The organism is Agromyces selenitireducens (genome assembly GCF_052748465.2).
Window position 1 is genome coordinate 2,614,270 of sequence record NZ_CM188259.1, and the last position, 19,489, is coordinate 2,633,758.

Annotated in this window: 21 protein-coding genes; 12 read left to right on the forward strand and 9 right to left on the reverse strand. The window is 71.6% G+C overall.

The features are described 5' to 3' along the window. Positions 1 to 62: 62 nt before the first annotated feature. The gene (locus tag ACULK4_RS12150) at positions 63 to 647 is read right to left on the reverse strand and encodes an RNA polymerase sigma factor (RefSeq protein ID WP_445964670.1); all 585 of its coding nucleotides are present in this window, start codon (positions 645 to 647) and stop codon (positions 63 to 65) included. A gap of 145 nt (positions 648 to 792) precedes the next feature. On the opposite strand from ACULK4_RS12150, the gene ACULK4_RS12155 reads away from it, so the two are divergent. Then, positions 793 to 1,086, forward strand: a complete 294-nt coding sequence (locus tag ACULK4_RS12155; protein ID WP_445964671.1) for a putative quinol monooxygenase — start codon at positions 793 to 795, stop codon at positions 1,084 to 1,086. A gap of 100 nt (positions 1,087 to 1,186) precedes the next feature. Further along, positions 1,187 to 1,960 (forward strand): nitroreductase family protein, encoded by a 774-nt coding sequence (locus ACULK4_RS12160; protein WP_445964672.1) that lies wholly within the window; start codon positions 1,187 to 1,189, stop codon positions 1,958 to 1,960. 73 nt (positions 1,961 to 2,033) lie between these two features. Here the strand turns inward: ACULK4_RS12160 and ychF are convergent, their stop codons facing one another. Next, the gene (ychF, locus tag ACULK4_RS12165) at positions 2,034 to 3,107 is read right to left on the reverse strand and encodes a redox-regulated ATPase YchF (RefSeq protein ID WP_445964673.1); all 1,074 of its coding nucleotides are present in this window, start codon (positions 3,105 to 3,107) and stop codon (positions 2,034 to 2,036) included. Positions 3,108 to 3,251: 144 nt separating this feature from the next. Between ychF and ACULK4_RS12170 the strand changes: the two genes are divergently transcribed. Then, entirely contained in the window at positions 3,252 to 3,764 is a 513-nt protein-coding gene (locus ACULK4_RS12170) for a DUF7363 domain-containing protein (RefSeq protein ID WP_445964674.1), read from the forward strand. Here the strand turns inward: ACULK4_RS12170 and ACULK4_RS12175 are convergent. Further along, positions 3,733 to 4,515: a class I SAM-dependent methyltransferase gene (locus ACULK4_RS12175; protein ID WP_445964675.1), complete on the reverse strand. Its 783-nt coding sequence runs from the start codon at positions 4,513 to 4,515 to the stop codon at positions 3,733 to 3,735. The genes ACULK4_RS12170 and ACULK4_RS12175 overlap by 32 nt on opposite strands. A gap of 118 nt (positions 4,516 to 4,633) precedes the next feature. Here ACULK4_RS12175 and ACULK4_RS12180 point away from each other — a divergent pair, with 118 nt between their 5' ends. Both ACULK4_RS12180 and ACULK4_RS12185 read left to right on the forward strand, forming a co-directional pair. Beyond that, complete coding sequence (locus ACULK4_RS12180; RefSeq protein ID WP_445964676.1) at positions 4,634 to 5,251, forward strand: exonuclease domain-containing protein; 618 nt, start codon at positions 4,634 to 4,636, stop codon at positions 5,249 to 5,251. Positions 5,252 to 5,345: 94 nt separating this feature from the next. Further along, on the forward strand, positions 5,346 to 6,695 hold the full coding sequence (locus tag ACULK4_RS12185) for a DNA recombination protein RmuC (RefSeq protein WP_445964677.1): 1,350 nt from the start codon (positions 5,346 to 5,348) through the stop codon (positions 6,693 to 6,695). A 7-nt stretch (positions 6,696 to 6,702) separates the two neighbouring features. On the opposite strand, the gene ACULK4_RS12190 is transcribed toward ACULK4_RS12185, so the two are convergent. The 4 genes from ACULK4_RS12190 to ACULK4_RS12205 all read right to left on the reverse strand — a co-directional run bounded on the left by ACULK4_RS12190 (position 6,703) and on the right by ACULK4_RS12205 (position 10,712). Continuing rightward, positions 6,703 to 8,085, reverse strand: coding sequence for an MFS transporter (locus ACULK4_RS12190; RefSeq protein ID WP_445964722.1), 1,383 nt, complete (start codon positions 8,083 to 8,085; stop codon positions 6,703 to 6,705). 88 nt (positions 8,086 to 8,173) lie between these two features. Further along, positions 8,174 to 8,611: an SRPBCC family protein gene (locus tag ACULK4_RS12195; protein WP_445964678.1), complete on the reverse strand. Its 438-nt coding sequence runs from the start codon at positions 8,609 to 8,611 to the stop codon at positions 8,174 to 8,176. Positions 8,612 to 8,618: 7 nt separating this feature from the next. Then, positions 8,619 to 9,620 (reverse strand): class II fructose-bisphosphatase, encoded by a 1,002-nt coding sequence (gene glpX, locus ACULK4_RS12200; RefSeq protein WP_445964679.1) that lies wholly within the window; start codon positions 9,618 to 9,620, stop codon positions 8,619 to 8,621. Positions 9,621 to 9,803: 183 nt separating this feature from the next. Next, on the reverse strand, positions 9,804 to 10,712 hold the full coding sequence (locus ACULK4_RS12205; RefSeq protein WP_445964680.1) for a fructose-bisphosphatase class II: 909 nt from the start codon (positions 10,710 to 10,712) through the stop codon (positions 9,804 to 9,806). 107 nt (positions 10,713 to 10,819) lie between these two features. On the opposite strand from ACULK4_RS12205, the gene fbaA reads away from it, so the two are divergent. Next, entirely contained in the window at positions 10,820 to 11,851 is a 1,032-nt protein-coding gene (gene fbaA, locus ACULK4_RS12210) for a class II fructose-bisphosphate aldolase (protein WP_445964681.1), read from the forward strand. Positions 11,852 to 11,859: 8 nt separating this feature from the next. Next, entirely contained in the window at positions 11,860 to 12,495 is a 636-nt protein-coding gene (locus ACULK4_RS12215; RefSeq protein ID WP_445964682.1) for a DUF6264 family protein, read from the forward strand. A 27-nt stretch (positions 12,496 to 12,522) separates the two neighbouring features. Here ACULK4_RS12215 and ACULK4_RS12220 read toward each other — a convergent pair whose 3' ends face one another. Then, entirely contained in the window at positions 12,523 to 13,566 is a 1,044-nt protein-coding gene (locus ACULK4_RS12220) for a 4-hydroxy-3-methylbut-2-enyl diphosphate reductase (RefSeq protein WP_445964723.1), read from the reverse strand. An 85-nt stretch (positions 13,567 to 13,651) separates the two neighbouring features. Here ACULK4_RS12220 and xseA point away from each other — a divergent pair, with 85 nt between their 5' ends. From xseA to ACULK4_RS12245, 5 genes are all read left to right on the forward strand, one after another. Then, on the forward strand, positions 13,652 to 14,875 hold the full coding sequence (gene xseA / locus ACULK4_RS12225; protein WP_445964683.1) for an exodeoxyribonuclease VII large subunit: 1,224 nt from the start codon (positions 13,652 to 13,654) through the stop codon (positions 14,873 to 14,875). A 1-nt stretch (position 14,876) separates the two neighbouring features. Next, the gene (locus ACULK4_RS12230) at positions 14,877 to 15,131 is read left to right on the forward strand and encodes an exodeoxyribonuclease VII small subunit (RefSeq protein WP_445964684.1); all 255 of its coding nucleotides are present in this window, start codon (positions 14,877 to 14,879) and stop codon (positions 15,129 to 15,131) included. After that, positions 15,131 to 15,772, forward strand: a complete 642-nt coding sequence (locus ACULK4_RS12235) for a DUF4245 family protein (protein ID WP_445964685.1) — start codon at positions 15,131 to 15,133, stop codon at positions 15,770 to 15,772. The genes ACULK4_RS12230 and ACULK4_RS12235 overlap by 1 nt, the downstream gene beginning before the upstream one ends. Before the next feature lie 11 nt (positions 15,773 to 15,783). After that, a complete protein-coding gene (locus ACULK4_RS12240; protein ID WP_445964686.1) occupies positions 15,784 to 16,437 on the forward strand; it encodes a carbonic anhydrase in 654 nt (217 codons plus the stop codon). A 118-nt stretch (positions 16,438 to 16,555) separates the two neighbouring features. Further along, positions 16,556 to 17,929 (forward strand): aspartate ammonia-lyase, encoded by a 1,374-nt coding sequence (locus tag ACULK4_RS12245; protein ID WP_501043386.1) that lies wholly within the window; start codon positions 16,556 to 16,558, stop codon positions 17,927 to 17,929. 75 nt (positions 17,930 to 18,004) lie between these two features. Here ACULK4_RS12245 and phoH2 read toward each other — a convergent pair whose 3' ends face one another. Further along, positions 18,005 to 19,339 (reverse strand): RNA 5'-3' helicase PhoH2, encoded by a 1,335-nt coding sequence (phoH2, locus tag ACULK4_RS12250; protein ID WP_445964724.1) that lies wholly within the window; start codon positions 19,337 to 19,339, stop codon positions 18,005 to 18,007. Positions 19,340 to 19,489: the final 150 nt, after the last annotated feature.

A 19,489-nucleotide genomic window follows, 5' to 3' on the forward strand; every position in this document is an offset into this window, starting at 1 on the left:
GTGACATCCGCTCTCACCATGCCTGTGTGCCGCGAGCACGGAACCTTGCACTCGGCGGAGGGTCAGAACGACATCCGCTCGCCCCACGCCTCGCGGAGGCGCTTGCGTGCGCGGGAGAGCGCAGCGTCCGCACCCGACCGGGAGATGCCGAGCACCGCGGCGAGTTCCTCGCCGTCGAGCCCCTCCCACGCGTGCAGGAGCAGGATGCGCCGGTCGCGGTCGCCGACGCTCAGGAGCGCGCCGCGGAGCTCGTCGTCGAACAGGGCGCTCAGCTCCGGGTCCTCGGCGACGCGCACCTCGGCCGTCTCGGGCACGTGGTCGACCGGCAGGTCGACCAGCTTGCGCCGGTGGTTCGCGAGCGTGAACCCGGCAGTGCGGTACAGCCACGGCAGCACGGCCTCGCGCGGCACGTCGTCTCGTCGACGCCACGCGGTCGCGAACACCTCGGCCGCGAGATCCTCGGCGTCCTGCCGCGGACCACGCCGGGAGAAGTACTTCACGATCGCCGTCGAGTGCTCGCGCACCACCCCGGTGAACCAGGCCAGGGCATCGTCGCCGGCGTCCCCCGTCGTCGGCTCGGCACGGTCGGGCATCGGCACCCCCTGGGTCGTGTCGTCGGCTGCGGCGTCGGTGCTGGCGGTCGTCACGACCTGTCTGTGTCGCGATCGAGGCGAGTCTTGCACGGGCCGCCCGCGTTTCGACGAATCCCACCCCGCCCGGGCTCGCCCACCGGCGTAGGCTCCGAGCAGCGCCGCGGTGTGCAGCGGACGTCCGAGGGAAGGAGCCGGTGACATGGCCATCAAGGTGATCATCGAGATGAAGGCCCGGCCCGGCGATCGGGGCGAGCTCAAGCGCCTGCTCGACGACATCGTCGCCAGCCAGGGCCGCGACCGCCGCGGCTTCCTCGGCAGCACGCGCTACGAGGTGCTCGACGACCCCGACATGCTCGTCGAGATCGCGGACTGGGATTCGATCGAGGCCCGGATGGAGCACCTGGAGGAGGCCATGGCCACCGGCGTGTTCGACCCGTTGGCCGAGCTCATGGCCGAGCCGTTCCGGGTGACGGTGATCAGCCCGCTCGCCTGACCGTGGCACGGGCGGCCGTCGGCATCAGAAGTCGAGCGGCCGACATCGGCAGCCATCGGACGCGTCCGGACATGGTGCGCACGGCTCGCCCTCACCGTCGGTGGACGCGGAGCGCGCACAGACGGCACCGCCGGCGGATTCCGCCTCGGGCCGCCGGCAAGGGGGCCCGGTGTGGAATGGTACGCTCCGGGAGCTGGACCGATCCGCCGAGCGGGGGGACCTGAGCGTGGATGCCGAAGAAGTCCTGACGACCACCCGGGCCGTACGCAAGCGCATCGACCTGGGGCGGACGGTCCCGCTGGAGCTCATCGCCGAGTGCATCGAGGTCGCGCTCCAGGCTCCTTCGGCGGGCAATCGTCAGAGATGGCAATTCGTCGTCGTGACCGACCCGGAGAAGAAGGCGCAGATCGCGGACCACTACCGGCGGTCCTGGGCCGCATACAAGGCCGCGCAACGCTGGGACTACGCGCAAGAGGACCCCCGGCAGCAACGCAAGGATGCGGTGATCGACTCGGCGCAGTACCTCGCCGACCACTTCCACGAGGTCCCCGTCCACGTCATCCCGTGCATCGAGGGCAGGTCGGAGACCCTTTCGCATGCGGCGACGGCGGCCATGTTCGGGTCGATCCTCCCGGCCACCTGGTCGTTCATGCTGGCGGCACGGACCCGGGGGCTGGGCAGCAGCCTCACCACGCTCCACCTCGTGTACGAAGCTGACGTAGCCGAGATCCTCGGGATCCCGCCGAACGTCAGCCAGTGCGCACTCATCCCCGTGGGGTATCTGCTCGGCGACACCCTTCGGCCCGCGCGTCGCCTCCCGGTCTCGCAGGTTGCCTCGCTCAACGGATGGACACAACCGCTGCCGGCCGGATGAGCGACGAGTCCTCACGGACTGCGTGCGGACTGGGAGCCGCTACGGCCCCACTGACCTGCGCAGGTGCACCGACTCACACGTTGAAGCGGAACTCCACCACGTCGCCGTCCTGCATGACGTAGTCCTTGCCCTCCATGCGGGCCTTGCCCTTGGCGCGGGCCTCGGCGACCGAGCCGGTCGCGACGAGGTCGTCGAACGAGATGACTTCGGCCTTGATGAAGCCCTTCTCGAAGTCGGTGTGGATGACCCCGGCGGCCTGCGGGGCCTTCCAGCCCGTGCGGATGGTCCAGGCGCGCGATTCCTTCGGGCCGGCGGTGAGGTAGGTCTGCAGGCCGAGCGTGTGGAAGCCGACGCGGGCGAGCTGGTCGAGGCCCGACTCCTCCTGACCGGTCGACGCGAGCAGCTCGGCGGCGTCCTCGGGGTCGAGGTCGATGAGCTCCGACTCGATCTTCGCGTCGAGGAAGACCGCCTCGGCGGGGGCGACGAGGGCGGCGAGTTCCGCCTTGCGGGCGGCATCCGTCAACACCGCCTCGTCGACGTTGAAGACGTAGATGAAGGGCTTCGCCGTCAGCAGGCCGAGCTCGGCGATGGGTTCGAGGTCGACGGATGCCGCGGACAGGGGCGTGCCCTTCTGCAGCACCTCCTGCGCCTCCTTCGCGGCAGCGAGCACCGACGGGTCGAGCTTCTTGCCCTTGACCTCCTTCTCGTAGCGCGTGATGGCGCGCTCGAGGGTCTCGAGGTCGGCGAGGATCAGCTCGGTGTTGATCGTCTCCATGTCGTTCTTCGGGTCGACCGTGCCCTCGACGTGCACGACGTCGGAGTCCTCGAACCCGCGCACGACCTGCGCGATCGCGTCGGCCTCGCGGATGTTCGCGAGGAACTTGTTGCCGAGCCCCTCGCCCTCCGAAGCGCCCTTCACGATGCCGGCGATGTCGACGAACGACACGGCGGCGGGCAGGATCCGCTCGGAGCCGAAGATCTTCGCGAGCACCTCGAGCCGGGGGTCGGGCAGGCTCACCACGCCCACGTTGGGCTCGATGGTCGCGAACGGGTAGTTCGCGGCGAGCACCTGGTTCTTGGTGAGGGCGTTGAAGAGGGTCGACTTGCCGACGTTCGGGAGTCCGACGATTCCGATGGTGAGAGCCACGGGGGTCTATCGTACCCCGCTGTCCCCCGCCGCCCTCGGTGCGGTCCCTGATGCGGCGACGGATGCCACGACCTACTGTCGCTCGGGCGGGGATCGGCTCCCCGCTCGACTGCGCACGGCGCACACACCGGGGAAGGGGTTCGGATGCTGCAGGAGGGACGTGCCGCCGTCGAGGCGCACGCGGAGGCGCAGGTCAAGCCGATCGTCTGCTCGGGGGCGTCGACCGTGCTGCGGGTCGTGCTCACCGCGGTGCCGCTCGCATCGCCCCCGGCGACGGATGGCGCGGCACCGACCGCCCCCGGGCCCGAGCCCGTTGCCCGGCGCCTGTCGCTGACCGTGGTGCCGCGGGGCCTCAAGGTCGCCCTCGGCGGCCGCCGGACGCGTACCCTGCGCCTCTCCCCCGGCGGGACCGCCCAGGCGACGTTCCGCCTCGTCGGCGTGGCCCGAGGGCCCGGTGACGTGTCGGTCGTGATCCGCGGCGACGACGACGAGCCGCTTGCGACGCTGCGGCTCACCGTCGAGGTGATCGGGTCCGACGACCACGACCAGACCGGCGTCGCGCGCGTCAACGCCGCGGTCCCCGCCCGGCCGGTGCGTCAGTACGCCGCCGAGCCGACGCGCCGGATCATTGGCGCCGTGCTCGGAAGCACCGCGTGACGTAGGGCACGGCGAGCTCCTCCGCACCGGCGACATCCGGGTGCGTGTCGAGCAGCGTCTCGATCGCGGCGATCACGGCGCGCTGCTCGGCGGGCGGCGCCGTGATCCAGTGGCTGCGGGAGCGCACGAGGTCGAGGAACCTCGCGCGCGACATCCGCTCGACCCAGTCGACCCGGTGCTCCTCGATCGGGCCGAACGGCCGACCCACGTTCACGTACGCCTCGAACGACGCCGACGCGTCGTGGCGTTCGTGCATGATCTCGCCCGCCTCGCGCAGCCACCCGACGGACGTGTCGCGGCTGTTCCAGACGATGCCGAGCGTGCCGCCGGGGCGCAGCACGCGGGCGATCTCGGGAACGGCGCGCTCGGGGATGAACCAGTGCCACGCCTGCCCGGCGACGACGGCGTCGACCGAGGCGTCCTCGATCGGGATGTCCTCCGCGGTGCCGAGGATCCGCGGCACGCCGGGCACCTGCACCTCGAGCTCCTCGAGCATCTCCTCCACCGGGTCGACGGCGATGACGTCGAGGTCGAGCGCGACGAGCGCCTCGGTGAGCCTGCCCGTGCCTGCGCCGAGGTCGAGCACGCGGCGCGCGTCGCCGACGAGCCACGCGACGGCCTCGACCGGATAGCCGGGCCGGGCCGTCCCGTAGACGGATGCCGCGGCGCCGAACGACCGCGCCGCGGCCCGCGTCGCGGGGTCGGCCGGGTCCTTCACGACGAGGTGCGGGTCCTGCTCGGGATGGTCCACCCCGCCATTCCACGCCCGCGTCGCGGCATCCGTCAACCATCGATTCGCGTGCCGCGGGTTCGCCGACGCGCCCGTCGACGCGCCCGGCGGTGTCGTCGGAGCGTGCGACGATCGGCGCGTGCCAGTGAGCTTCACCGCGATCGACTTCGAGACCGCCAACTCCTCCGCCGCCTCGGCCTGCTCGATCGGGCTCGTGAAGGTCGCCGACGGCCGCGTGATCGAGCGCGAGCACCGCTACATCCGCCCGCCGTTCCCGCACGACGAGTTCTCGCCGTGGAACGTGCGGATCCACGGCATCACCCCCGCGATGGTGGCGAGCGCATCCGGGTGGGAGGCGCACCTGCCGTGGCTGCGGGAGTTCGCCGGCGACGACTGGCTGGTCGCGCACAACGCGGGCTTCGACATGGGCGTGATCGCGAAGACCTCCGAGGCGCTCGGGCTCGCGGTGCCCGACTTCCGCTACCTCTGCAGCCTGCAGGTCGCCCGCCGCACCTACCATCTCGACTCGTACCGGCTGCCGGTCGCCGCGATGGCCGCCGGGTTCGAGGACTTCTCGCACCACGACGCGCTCGCCGACGCCGAGGCGTGCGCGGCGATCGTCGTCCACGCGGCGAAGCGGCACGACGTCGACGACCTCGAGCGACTCGCGCACGTGACCCGCGTGCGGGTCGGCGCGATCGGACCCGCGGCCACCGCGCAGCGAGCGTCGCAGCACGGGCCGATGGCGCTGCAGTAGCCGCCGACGTCGGTCCGCTCCGCCGGCTCGAGCGGATGCCGCCCTGCCGGGTCGCCTCGACGCGGATGTCGGGGGCCGCTGCCACACTTGCGGCATGGACCTCCTGCTGCTCCTCATCGGCCTCCTCGTCGGCGGTGCGCTCGGCGCCCTCGTCATGCACGTCGTGGCGTCCCGCCGCGCCGACGACGCCGGCGTGCCCGTGGAGGACCCGGCGCTCGTCGAGGCGCGCCACCAGGCGGCGATCGCCGAGGTCCGCGCCGGCGAAGAGGCGGCCAAGGCACTCCTTCGAGAAGAGCTCGCCGCGACGCATGCCCGCACCGAGGGCCTGCGCGAGCAGATCGAACTCGCCCAGCAGCAGTACCGCGAGCTCGTCGAGCGGCAGCGCGCCGAGGCCGCTGCGCGCGAGGCGCGCGATGCCGCCGAGCACCGCGTGCTCCAGGCCCTCGCGCCGGTGAAGCAGTCGCTGAGCGAGATGCAGCACAAGGTCACCGAGCTCGAATCGCAGCGCACGATGCAGCACGGCGAACTGGCCCAGCAGCTGCGCTCCGCGGCGGAATCCGAGGAGCGCCTGCGCGCGACGGCCGAGTCGCTCGCCTCCGCGCTGCGGTCGAACAGCACGCGCGGCGTGTGGGGGGAGACCCAGCTGCGCAGCGTGGTCGAGGCGGCCGGGCTCATCGAGCGCGTCGACTTCGACGTCCAGTCCAGCATCTCGAGCGACTCCGGCGCGGGCCGACCCGACATGGTCGTGCACCTGCCCGGCGGCAAGTCGATCGCCGTCGACGCGAAGGTGCCGTTCAACGCCTACCTCGAGGCGAGCCAGATCCCCGCGACCGCGACGGGCTCCGACGGGGCCCGGCGCGCCGACTTCATGAAGCAGCACGTGCAGGCGGTGCGCGCGCACATCACGGCCCTCGGTTCGAAGGCGTACTGGGCGGGGCTCGATGCCTCGCCGGAACTGGTGATCGCGTTCATCCCGAGCGAATCGCTCGTGTCGTCGGCGCTCGAGGCCGACCCGGGGATCATGGAGTTCGCCTTCGGCAAGCGCGTCGCCCTGGCCTCGCCCGTGACCCTCTGGTCGGTGCTGAAGACCGTGGCGTTCTCGTGGCAGCAGGACGTGCTGACGAACGAGGCGAAGACCCTGTTCGACCTCAGTCGCGAGCTGTACTCCCGCCTCGCGACCACCGCCGGTCACATCGAGAAGCTGGGCCGAACCATCGAGCGGAGCGTCAAGGACTACAACGCCTTCGTCGGGTCGCTCGAGCGCCAGGTGCTGCCGACCGCGCGCAAGCTGGGCGCCCTCGACGAGTCCAAGGTCCTCGCGCCGCTCAAGGGCATCGAGGAGGCGCCTCGAGAACTGACGGCGTACGAGCTCGTCTCCAACGAACAGGCCGACCTCGACCCCGCGCTCCGCGCATCGGTCGACACCCGCGTCGACGTCGACTGAGACCCGCTCACCCGTCCGAAGTCGAACGGTCGCGTGACGGCGCCGAGTCGCTGGGGTCCTGGGGCCGGTGCGTCTCGTCGATCGGCGGCGCGAAGCCCGCGGCCGCCTCGGCACCGGTCACCGGCGTGGCATCCATCGGCCCGTCGTCGAGCGGATGCGCGAGTTCGTCCGCGCCGAGGCGTGCGGCCGCGAGCGTCACGATCGCCAGCACCGGCGGCACGAGGCCCGCGATCAGGAAGGCCGGCGCGAGCCCCAGCCACTCCCCGACCGGGCCGGCGATCGCCATCGACAGGGGCATGAGCGCGAGAGACACGAAGAAGTCCAGGCTCGACACCCGGCCGAGCATGGCCGGGGGCACTCGGCGCTGCAGCAGCGTCCCCCACACGACCTGCGCAGCATCGAACAGGAACCCCACGATGAACGTCGCCGCGACCATCACCCACAGCCACGGCGTCACGCCGATCACCGCGAGGGGGAGGCACCCGAATCCCCACGCCAGGATCATGAGCGTGAGGTAGCGCCTCGGCAGGCGGAACGACGACACCAGCAGCGAGCCGACCGCGCCGCCGATGCCGAACGCCGCCAGCACGAGGGCGAACTCCCCCGCGCCACCGCCGGCCTGGTCGCGCACCGCGAACGGCATCAGTACCTCGATGGGGCCGATCACGACCAGCACGAGCAGGATCGAGAACGCGAGCGTCGCGAAGAGCCAGCGCGTGCGCAGCAGGTACGAGACCCCGTCCCGAAGGTCCACGAACATCTGTCGCACCGGATGCGTGTCCGCCCCCGCGAGGTCGCGGCGCACCGCCGTCGTGCGCATGAGCGCGAGGCCCACGACCGCGACCACCTGGAGCCCGGCCACCACCAGGAACGACAGCCAGGGACCCTGCACCGCGATGAGCACGCTGGCGAGGGCGGGACCGGCCGCGTTCTGCGCCACCGGTCGCAGCACCCCCTCGACGCCGTTCGCGGCGAGCAGCTGCTCGGCCGGGATCAGGGCCGGAAGCCAGGCCGAGTACGCCGGGTAGAAGAACCCGTCGGCGACGCCGAGCGCGAATGACAGCACCGCGAGGTGCCACACCTCGATCACGGCCATGGCAGCGAGCGTTCCCGCGACCGCGAACACGACGACGCGCACGACCTCGATGACGAGCAGGATCCGCCGCTGCGGCACTCGGTCGGCGACGACCCCGCCCACGAGCACCGCTGCGACGAGCCCCAGGCTCGCGCCGACCGCGACGATCGACAGGTCGATCGGGGTCCCTCCCAGCTCGATGACCTGCCAGGCCGCGGCCACGATCCACGCCCCTGCCGAGAGCAGCGACGCGGTGAGCGCGACGACGAGCAGGCGGTACTGCCCGGACGTGAACGGGCGCAGCGCCCGCGGCATCCGCGTCTCGGTAGTCACGTGCTCAGTCTGCGCCACGCAGCCGATCCGCCGGAAGCGATTCCGCCGACGGCAGTGTCCACCGCCGCGCTCACCCCTCGAGGATGCGCTTCAGGGCGGCGAGGTCGTCGCGGTTCGCATTCCGCATCGCCCGAGCCATGAAGGTTCCCGCCACCCTGGCGAACCCGGACGGCTCGCCGCGGTTGCGCAGCGTCATCCGAGTCGCCGCCTCCCCGACCGGTTCCCACGTGTAGGTGGTCTCCATCGGGAACGGCCCCTGCGCGGTCGCCATGACCATCCGCGATCCCGGCTCGAACTCCACGATCTCGTACGTGTACTCGAGTCGACGACCCAGGAATCGCGCGACGAACGTCAGCTTCGAGCCGATCCGGAGCGGCGGGTCGGTCTCCCACCGAACCTCGTCGATGTCGGCGTACCACTCCGGCGCGTTCGCGGGGTCGCCCGCGTAGGCCGCGACCTCCGCCGGCGCTCGACCGATGACGACCTCGGTCGTCACGTCGACGGACATGACTCGCTCAGCGGTCCTCTTCGTCGAGCCACTTCTCGACGAGGTGGTCGGCGCGCACGCGCCGGATCGTGCCCGACTTGCCGCGCAGCACGATCGACTCCGTGCGGATGATCGGGCCCTTCTTGCGCACGCCGTCGACGAGCTCGCCGTCGGTGACGCCGGTGGCGACGAAGAACGTGTTGTCGCCCCGGACCAGGTCGTCGAGCTCGTACACCCGGTCGCAGTCGAGCCCGGCGGCCTCGCCCTGGGCGCGCTCCTCGTCGTCCTTCGGCGCGAGGCGGCCCTGCATGAACCCGCCGAGCGCCTTGATCGCGCACGCCGTCGTGATGCCCTCCGGGCTGCCGCCGATGCCGACGCACATGTCGATGCGCGACTCGTACCGGGCCGCGTTGATGCCGCCCGCGACGTCGCCGTCGCTGATCAGGCGCGTGCCGGCGCCGGTGGCGCGGATGTCCTCGATGAGCTGCTGGTGGCGCGGCCGGTTCAGCACGGCCACGCGCAGCGTCGACACGTCGCGGCCCTTGGCCTTCGCGAGGGCGCGCAGGTTCTCGCCGATGGGCTTGCGGATGTCGACGACGCCGTGCCCCGCGGCATCCGTCACGATCTTGTCCATGTAGAAGACGGACGACGCGTCGAGCATGGTGCCGCGGTCGGCCACCGCGATGACCGAGAGCGCGTTCTGGCGGCCCTCGGCGGTGAGGGTCGTGCCGTCGATCGGGTCGACGGCGATGTCGCAGGCGGGACCGCGGCCGTTGCCGACGCGCTCGCCGTTGAAGAGCATGGGCGCCTCGTCCTTCTCGCCCTCGCCGATGACGACGACGCCGTCGAAGTCGACGGTGCTGAGGAAGGCGCGCATCGCGTCGACCGCGGCGCGGTCGGCGCCGATCTTGTCGCCGCGCCCGATCCAGGGGTACGAGCGGATGGCGGCGGCCTCCGTCGCACGCACCAGCTCGAGTGCGATGTTGCGGTCGGGGTGGAGGTAGAGGCTTTCGGTCTCGGTGCTCGCCATCGCAGGGCCTTCCATGAGTCGTGGGATGCGGCGACCGAAGCGGATCTCGCGAAACGGTCGTCGCTTCGAGCCTACTGACGAGGGTTGCCCGCGGCAGGGCGGATCCGGTCTCAGCGGGACGAAAGTTCCGCGATTCTTAACGAGCGGATGCCGCGTCCGGTGGCACCGGATCGGAGCTCGAGGTCATCGGCCGAACGCCCGCGCGGACCCGAGGCCCCACGACTCGCCGGGAGCGAGCCGCCGTCCCGGTCCAAGGTCGCAGGGCGTGACGGCCGTGAGGTACACGGCCGCGTCCGGACCGCACAGCTCGTCGAGTCCGGCGACCCGTTCGACGGGGATCCCGGCCGCCACGAGGCGATCGGACTCGCTCGCCGACTGCGGCGCGAGCCGCGCCTGCATCCAGCCGCCGAGCGCCCGCACGGCCGCCGCCGTGAGCACGCCCTCGGGCGCGCCGCCGATACCGACGACGAGGTCGAGGTCGCCGTCGGGCCCCGCCGCACGCAGGCACCGCTCCACGTCGCCGTGGGCGAAGGGCTCGACCGACGCGCCCGCCTCCGCGACCGCGCGCGCCGCGGCGGCGTTCCGCGGCCGGTCCTGCACGGCGACGCGCACCTCGATCACCGGGACGCCCCGCGCCGTCGCGATCCGGCCGATCGTCTCCCCGATCGGTGCGTCGAGCTCGAGCCCGGGCACCCGGCTCACGAGCTTGGCCATGTAGTGCGCCGGCCCGATGTCGAGGAACGCACCGCGCGGCGCGACCGCCATGATCGCCATCGCCCCCGGCAGCCCGGCCGCGGCGAGGCTCGTCCCGTCGACGGGGTCGACCGCGATGTCGATCGCCGGGCCGCGTCCGGTGCCGAAGCTCTCGCCGAGGTGCAGCATGGGCGCGTCGTCCTTCTCGCCCTCGCCGACGACGACCCTGCCGTCGGCCTCGACGTCGGCGAGCGCCGCACGCATGCCCGCGACCGCCGCACCGTCGACGGCGTCGCGGTCTCCGGAGCCGACGTGCGGTGCGGCGGCGACCGCCGCGAGACGCGTCGCCTCCGCGAGGGCGCGGGCGAGCGGGTGGTCGTCGGGCGGCGTCGAGGGCATCCGTCCATCGTGCCCGATGATGCCCGCGGCATCCGTCTCGCATCTGAGGCTGCCTCGACACGTCGCTAGACTCGTGCGCAACCCAACGACTTCCGAAGGAGCAAGGCATGCCCATCGCAACTCCCGAGCAGTACGCGCAGATGCTCGACACCGCCAAGGCCCAGGGCTTCGCGTTCCCGGCATTCAACGTGTCGAGCTCGCAGACCCTCAACGCGGTGCTGCAGGGCCTCGCCGAGGCCGGCTCCGACGGCATCATCCAGGTCACCACGGGCGGTGCCGACTACTTCGCCGGCCACACCGTGAAGGCCCGCGCGGCGGGCGCGCTGGCGTTCGCGAAGTTCGCGCACGAGGTCGCGAAGGCCTACCCCGTGACGGTCGCGCTGCACACCGACCACTGCCCGAAGGAGGCGCTCGACGGCTTCGTGTACCCGCTCATCGCCGCCTCGGAGGAGGAGGTCAAGGCGGGTCGCAACCCGATCTTCCAGTCGCACATGTGGGACGGGTCGGCCGTTCCGCTCGACGAGAACCTCGAGATCGCCAAGGCGATCCTGCCGAAGCTCAAGAACATCGACGCCATCCTCGAGGTCGAGATCGGCGTGGTCGGCGGCGAGGAGGACGGCGTCAAGCACGAGGGTTCCAACGAGGCGCTCTACACGACCCTGAACGACGCGATCGCGGCCGTCGAGGCGCTCGGCCTGGGCGAGCAGGGCCGCTACATGGCCGCGCTCACGTTCGGCAACGTGCACGGCGTGTACAAGCCCGGCAACGTCAAGCTCCGCCCGGCGCTCCTCAAGGAGATCCAGGACGGCCTCGCCGAGAAGTACGGCACGGGCGAGAAGCCGCTCGACCTCGTCTTCCACGGCGGTTCGGGCTCGACCGACGAAGAGATCGCCGAGGCGGTCCGCAACGGCGTCGTGAAGATGAACATCGACACCGACACGCAGTACGCGTTCACCCGCGCGATCGCCGGCTACATGTTCACGAACTACGACGGCGTGCTGAAGGTCGACGGCGAGGTCGGCAACAAGAAGCAGTACGACCCGCGCGCGTGGGGCAAGGTCGCCGAGACGGCCATGGCCGCCCGCGTGGTCGACTCCACCCGCCAGCTCGGTTCCGCCGGCAAGTCGATCTCGGCGTAGGGCAGCGGATGACGCAGGACGAGGCCGCACGGAACGACGCGCAGGGGCAGCCGGCCGACGGCGCGGCTCCCCCTCCGCCGCGCGACGAGCGGCCTCGTCCGCAGTACGGCGAGTACGCGCCCGAAGGCTGGTCGTGGCAGCCGCAGGCAGAGCAGCGAACGGATGCCGCGGCATCCGCCCCCGCGCCCGCGTACGGCGCTGCCGGAGCGGCGCCGACGAGCGCTTCGGCCGATGCGGCGGCCGGACGGGGAGTGCGACGCGGTGACGCGATCGCGACGATCATCCTGCTCGTCATCGGGCTCTTCGGGGCCGCGTACAACGCGCTGCTGCTCACGCTGCTGCCATCGGTCGCTACGGACACGTTCCGCCAGACCGCCGAGATCCTCGGCACCGAGCTGCCCGCGCGCGACTTCGTCCCCGGACCGCAGGTGCCGTCGCTGATCCTCTTCGGCACGATCGTGCAGCTGGTGCTGTGGGTCATCGCGCTGGCCTGGTCGGTGCGCCGCCTGCGCGCGCGGCGCCTCGCGTTCTGGGTCCCGCTCGTGATCGGCGCGGTGGCCTTCGTCGTGTTCTACGTGCTGATGGCGCAGATCCTGCTGTCCGACCCGGAGTACGCGCGCGTGCTCACGGGAGCGGGGGCCTGACGGCCCGGGTCCGCCCGGCGGGTGCGCTCACGCGCTCGCCTGACGGCCGCGGCCGCCGATGGCGCGCGCGTCGCGGTTGCCCTGCAGGTCCTTGCGGAGCTCCTTCGGCAGCGAGAACATCAGGTCCTCCTCGGCCGTCTTGACCTCCTGGACCTCGCCGTAGCCGGCGTCCTCGAGTTCGAGGAGCACCTCCTTGACGAGCCCCTCGGGGACCGAGGCGCCGCTCGTCACGCCGACCGTCTCGGCGCCCTCGAGCCACTCCTGACGGATCTCGGTCGAGTAGTCGACGCGATAGGCGCGCTTGGCGCCGTACTCGAGGGCGACCTCGACGAGGCGCACGCTGTTCGACGAGTTCGCCGAGCCGACGACGATCACGACGTCGGACCCGCGCGCGACCTTCTTGATCGCGACCTGCCGGTTCTGCGTCGCATAGCAGATGTCGTCGGAGGGCGGATCCTGCAGGTTCGGGAACCGCTCGCGCAGGCGTCGCACGGTCTCCATGGTCTCGTCGACGCTGAGGGTGGTCTGCGAGAGCCAGACGACCTTGTCGGGGTCGCGCACGTCGATGTTGGGCACGTCGTCGGGGCTGTTCACGAGCGTGACGTGGTCGGGCGCCTCGCCGGCGGTGCCCTCGACCTCTTCATGGCCCTCGTGGCCGATGAGGAGGATCTCGAAGTCGTCGCGCGCGAAGCGCACGGCCTCGCGGTGCACCTTCGTCACGAGCGGGCAGGTCGCGTCGATCGCGTGCAGGCCCCGCTCGGCGGCGGAGTTGACGACCGCGGGCGAGACGCCGTGCGCGCTGAAGACGACGTGGGCGCCCTCGGGGACCTCGTCGACCTCCTCGACGAAGATCGCGCCCTGCTTCTCGAGCTCGGTGACGACGTGGATGTTGTGCACGATCTGCTTGCGCACGTACACGGGCGCCCCGTAGTGCTCGAGCGCCTTCTCGACGGCGATGACCGCGCGGTCGACGCCCGCGCAGTAACCGCGCGGGGCTGCCAGCAGCACCCGCTTGCGTCCTTGCACGGGGATATCCTTGAGCCGGCCGCGCACGCTCGGGATCCGAGGCATGCCGAGGTCGATTCGCGGGGCATCCGTCAAGCTCGTCACGGTGTCCATCCTATGCGGCCCCACATGACGAGCGGCTGGGAGACGCATGGCTCAGGGCCCGACGACGCGCGAGACCCCGTGGCCCGTCTCGATGCTGTCGAGCAAGCTCAAGGAGTACCTCGACCGCCTCGGCACGGTGTGGATCGAGGGCGAGGTCACGCAGTGGGGCGTCTCGGCCGGCAACGTCTACGGCAAGCTCAAGGATCTCGAGGCCGAGGCCACGGTGTCGTTCACGATCTGGTCGTCGACGCGCGCCAAGCTCACCGAGCAGTTCAAGGCGGGCGATCACGTCGTCGCCCTGGTCAAGCCGAACTGGTGGGTCAAGGGCGGCTCTCTCACGATGCAGGTGTTCGACCTGCGGCACGTCGGACTCGGCGACCTGCTCGAGCGGCTCGAGCGGCTCCGCGCGCAGCTCGCGGCCGAGGGGCTCTTCGACGCGGCCCGCAAGAAGCGACTGCCGTTCCTTCCTGCCGTCATCGGCCTCGTCACGGGCAAGGACAGCGACGCCGAGAAGGACGTGATCCGCAACGCGCGGCTTCGGTGGCCCGCGGTCGAGTTCCGCGTGGTGTACGCCGCGGTGCAGGGCGACCGGTGCTGCCCCGAGGTGGTCTCCGCCATCCGGCGCCTCGACGCCGACCCTGCGGTCGACGTCATCATCGTCGCCCGCGGCGGCGGCGACTTCCAGAACCTTCTGGGCTTCAGCGACGAGCGGGTCGTGCGGGCTGCGGCCGCGGCATCCACCCCGATCGTGAGTGCGATCGGGCACGAAGCCGACCGCCCGCTGCTCGACGACGTGGCCGACCTCAGGGCGTCGACGCCGACGGATGCCGCGAAGCGCGTCGTGCCCGACGTGGCCGAGGAGCTCATCCGGGTCGAGCAGGCGCGGGCTCGACTTCGCATGCGCGTGACGACGCTCGTCTCGCACGAGATCGATCGGCTGGGCCACCTGCGGTCGCGGCCGGCGCTGGCAGATCCGGGCTGGATCGTCGACCGTCGCGCGGAGGACGTCACCCGCTGGGTCGCCCGGGGCGCCGAGCTCGCCGAGCGCGCCATCGAACGGGCGCACGTGCGAGTGATCGAGCTGCGATCGCAACTGCGCGCACTGTCGCCGCTCGCGACGCTGCAGCGCGGCTATGCGATCGTGCAACGCGACCACGACGGCGTACTCACCCGCCCCGACCAGGCGCCCGAGGGCACGTCCCTTCGCATCACGCTCGCCGAGGGCAGTCTCGCGGCGACATCTCGGGGTGCTGTCGGCGACGGCGAATAGAATGCCCTCCATGCCCACCACTCCCCCGGATGTCGCCGAGCTGAGCTACGAGCAGGCGCGCGACGAGCTCGTCCGCGTCGTCGCCGAGCTCGAGCAGGGCTCGGCCACGCTCGAGGAATCGCTCGCCCTGTGGGAGCGCGGCGAGGCCCTCGCTCAGCGGTGCGAGGAGTGGCTCGTCGGCGCGAAGGCGCGGCTCGACGCCGCCCGCGCCGGCGCCGCGGCAGCCGTTCCCGCGGCCGACGGCGGCGAGGGCTGATGGCACGTCGCGAGCCCCGGGTCGTCGCCGAGCTGGGTCGGCCCGAGACGCCGGAGGAGACCGCGGCACGCAAGGCCGACGACGCCGTGAAGCGCCGCCAGCGGCAGACCGTCCGCAACCTGGTCGGTTCGCTGCTCGCGAGCCTTGCCGTGGTCGCCGTGATCGTGCTGCTCGTGCCGCGGAGCGACGAGCCGATCGAGCGGAACGTCGACGTGCCCGCGGTCGCAGCGCAGGCGCAGGCCGGCATCGAGCAGCAGCTCGCGGTGCCCGAGCTGCCCGAGGGCTGGCGATCGAACGCCGCCGAGCTTCGCGACAACCGAGCCGACGGCATCACGACCTGGTACGCCGGGTACCTCACGCCGAGTGACGAGTACGCGGGCATGTACCAGGGCCTCGGCGCCAACCCGACCTGGACCGCAGACCTGCTCGCGAACACCATCGCGACCGGCGTCACCACGATCGACGGCGTCGAGTGGACCGTCTACGACAACCGCGAGAGCACCGCCGACGTCGGCAACGCGCGCTACGGCCTCGTCACCGAGGCCGGCGACAGCACGTTCGTACTGCTCGGCACCGCCGAGCCCGAGGAATTCGAGACCCTGGCCCGCGCGATCGCGCCGGCCGTCGACGCACAGCGCTGAGAGGAACGGCCGTGAGCCAGCCCGCCCCCGCACGACCCACGACCCCCGCCGAGACCTGGCGCGAGCTGCGCGCCGGCAACCAGCGCTTCATCGCCGGTACGCCGCAGCACCCCCGTCAGGACGTCGACCGCCGAACCGAGCTCGCCGACCACCAGCGACCGCTCGTGGCGATCTTCGGCTGCAGCGACTCGCGGCTGTCGGCCGAGATCATCTTCGACGTCGGGCTGGGCGACGCCTTCGTGGTCCGCAACGCCGGGCAGGTGATCTCCGACTCCGTCCTCGGGTCGCTCGAGTACGCCGTCGGCGTCCTCGGGGTGCCGCTCATCCTGGTGCTCGGGCACGACCAGTGCGGTGCCGTGCGCGCCGCGATCGATTCGCAGGCCGAAGGCGCCGAGGCGCTGCCGGCGCACATCCGGTCCGTCGTCGACCGGATCGTGCCCGCGGTGCGACGGGTGGCCGGAACGACCGAGGGTCCCATCGACCCCGCCGACGTCGACGCCGCGTACGTGGGACGCGAGCACCTGCGCGACACCGTCGCCGAGCTCCTCGACCGCTCCGAGGTGATCAGCGACGCGATCGCAGCCGGTACGCTGGCTATCGTCGGCGCGAACTACCGCCTGCTCGAAGGCCGCGCCGAGACCGACATCGTCGTCGGTCGCATCTGACGCCGCCGGCGGCATCCGCTCGCCGCTCGCGCCGCTGTCAGGGATCGCAACCGCCTGGATCGAAGGGGAACACACCGTGGTGGACAACGCCGCCGACTACCGGATCGAACACGACACGATGGGCGAGGTGCGGGTTCCCGCGTCGGCGCTGTACCGCGCGCAGACGCAGCGTGCCGTCGAGAACTTCCCCATCTCGGGCTCGGGCCTCGAGCCCGCCCAGATCGCCGCGCTCGCGCGCATCAAGAAGTCCGCGGCGCTCGCGAACGCCCGGCTGGGCGTGCTCGACGCGCAGCTCGCGCAGGCCATCGCCGACGCCGCCGACGAGGTCATCGCCGGCCGCCACTCGTTCACCGAGCACTTCCCGGTCGACGTGTACCAGACCGGTTCCGGCACGTCCTCGAACATGAACATGAACGAGGTCCTCGCGACGATCGCGACCGAGAAGCTCGGCAGCCCGGTCCACCCCAACGACCACGTCAACGCATCGCAGTCCTCCAACGACGTCTTCCCCACCTCGGTGCACATCGCCGTGACCGCCGCGCTCATCGACGAGCTCATCCCCTCGCTCGACCACCTCGCGGTCGCGCTCGAGGCGAAGGCCGAGGCGTGGGCAGGCATCGTGAAGGCCGGCCGCACGCACCTCATGGATGCCACGCCGGTGACCCTGGGCCAGGAGTTCGGCGGCTACGCCCGCCAGATCCGCCTCGGGATCGAGCGCGTGCGCTCGGCGCTCCCCCGCGTCGCCGAGGTGCCGCTCGGCGGCACGGCAGTGGGCACGGGCATCAACACCCCCACCGGCTTCCCGCAGCTGGTCATCGAGCTCCTGCAGCAGGAGACCGAGCTGCCGATCTCCGAAGCCGCCGACCACTTCGAGGCGCAGGCGAACCGCGACGGCCTCGTCGAGGCGTCGGGTGCGCTCCGCACGATCGCGGTGAGCCTCACCAAGATCTGCAACGACCTCCGCTGGATGGGCTCGGGTCCGAACACGGGCCTCGGCGAGCTGCTCATCCCCGACCTGCAGCCGGGTTCGTCGATCATGCCGGGCAAGGTCAACCCGGTGGTGCCCGAGGCCGTCCTCATGGTCGCCTCGCGGGTGGTCGGCAACGACGCCACGATCGCGTGGGCCGGCGCCTCGGGCTCGTTCGAGCTCAACGTGCAGATCCCGGTCATGGGCACGGCGCTCCTCGAGTCCATCCGGCTGCTGTCGAAGTCGGTTCGCGTGCTCGCCGACAAGACCGTCGACGGCCTGCAGGTCAACGAGGAGCGCACGACCGCGCTCGCGGGCATGTCGCCGTCGATCGTCACGCCGCTGAACAAGATCATCGGCTACGAGGCCGCGGCGAAGATCGCCAAGCACTCGGTCGCGAAGGGCATCACCGTCCGCGAGGCCGTGATCGAGCTCGGCCACGTCGAGCGCGGCGACCTCACCGAGTCGCAGCTCGACGAGGCGCTGCACCTGCTGTCGATGACGCGACCGCCGCAGGCGAGGTAGCGCTCGGCACGCGACATCCGCGACCACGGCCGACGGGCCCGGAACGAACTGTTCCGGGCCCGTCGTCGCGTCGGGTCAGGCGAGCTCGGCGCCGTCGAGCATCTCCGAGACGAGCGCCGCGATCGCCGAGCGCTCCGAGCGGGTCAGCGTGATGTGCGCGAAGAGCGGATGCCCCTTCAGGGTCTCGATCACGCTCGCGACGCCGTCGTGGCGACCCACGCGCAGGTTGTCGCGCTGGGCCACGTCGTGCGTGAGGATCACGCGCGAGTTCTGCCCGACGCGGCTGAGCACCGTGAGCAGGACGTTGCGCTCGAGCGACTGCGCCTCGTCGACGATCACGAACGCGTCGTGCAGCGACCGACCGCGGATGTGCGTGAGCGGCAGCACCTCGAGGATGCCGCGGTCCACGACCTCTTCGAGCACGTTGTCGGACACGAGCGCGCCGAGCGTGTCGAAGACCGCCTGCGCCCAGGGGTTCATCTTCTCGCCCTGGTCGCCGGGCAGGTAGCCGAGTTCCTGGCCGCCGACCGCGTAGAGCGGGCGGAACACCATGATCTTCTTGTGCTGCTGCCGTTCGAGCACCGCCTCGAGCCCGGCGCAGAGCGCGAGCGCCGACTTGCCGGTGCCGGCACGACCGCCGAGCGACAGGATGCCGATCTCCTGATCGAGGAGCAGGTCGATCGCGAGCCGCTGCTCCGCCGACCGGCCGTGCACGCCGAACACCTCCCGGTCGCCGCGGACCAGGCGCACCTCGTGCTCGCCCACCACGCGGCCGAGCGCCGAGCCGCGCTCGGACTGGATGACGAGTCCGGTGTTGACCGGCATCCCCTCGACCTCGCGCGTCGTGAGCGACTCGTGCTCGTACAGCTTCGCCATGTCGTTGGATCCGAGCGCGAGTTCGGCCATGCCGGTCCAGCCCGAATCGATCGCGAGCTCGGCACGGTACTCCTGCGCGTCGAGGCCGACCGAGGCGGCCTTGACCCGCAGGGGGAGGTCCTTCGAGACGACGGTCACCGCGAGCCCGTCGTTGGCGAGGTTCATGGCGCACGCGAGGATGCGCGAGTCGTTGTCGTTCAGCTGCAGGCCGCTCGGCAGCACCGACAGGCTCGAGTGGTTGAGCTCGACGCGCAGCGACCCCCCGTCGCCGACGGGGATCGGGAAGTCGAGCCGCTCGTGCTCGACGCGCAGGTCGTCGAGGATCCGCAGCGCCTTGCGGGCGAAGAACCCGATCTCGGGGTCGTTGCGCTTCGCCTCGAGCTCGGTGATGACCACGACGGGCAGCACCACCGCGTGCTCGGCGAAGCGGAACAGGGCACGCGGGTCCGACAGCAGCACCGACGTGTCGAGCACGTAGGTGCGTTCGGCCTGCGCGATCCCGCCGGGCGCGTCCTCCGCCGGTGCCCGGCTGATGCCCGACTCGACGGATCCGACGGGGTTGGTGGATTCCACAGAGGTCACGACCGCTCCTGCCCCGAGCTTCCGCTCGGCTCACGCGCCGGCCGGCGATCCTCCAACGAGCGGTTCACGAGCCGACTCGACCGGGCTCCCTGCCCGATGCCT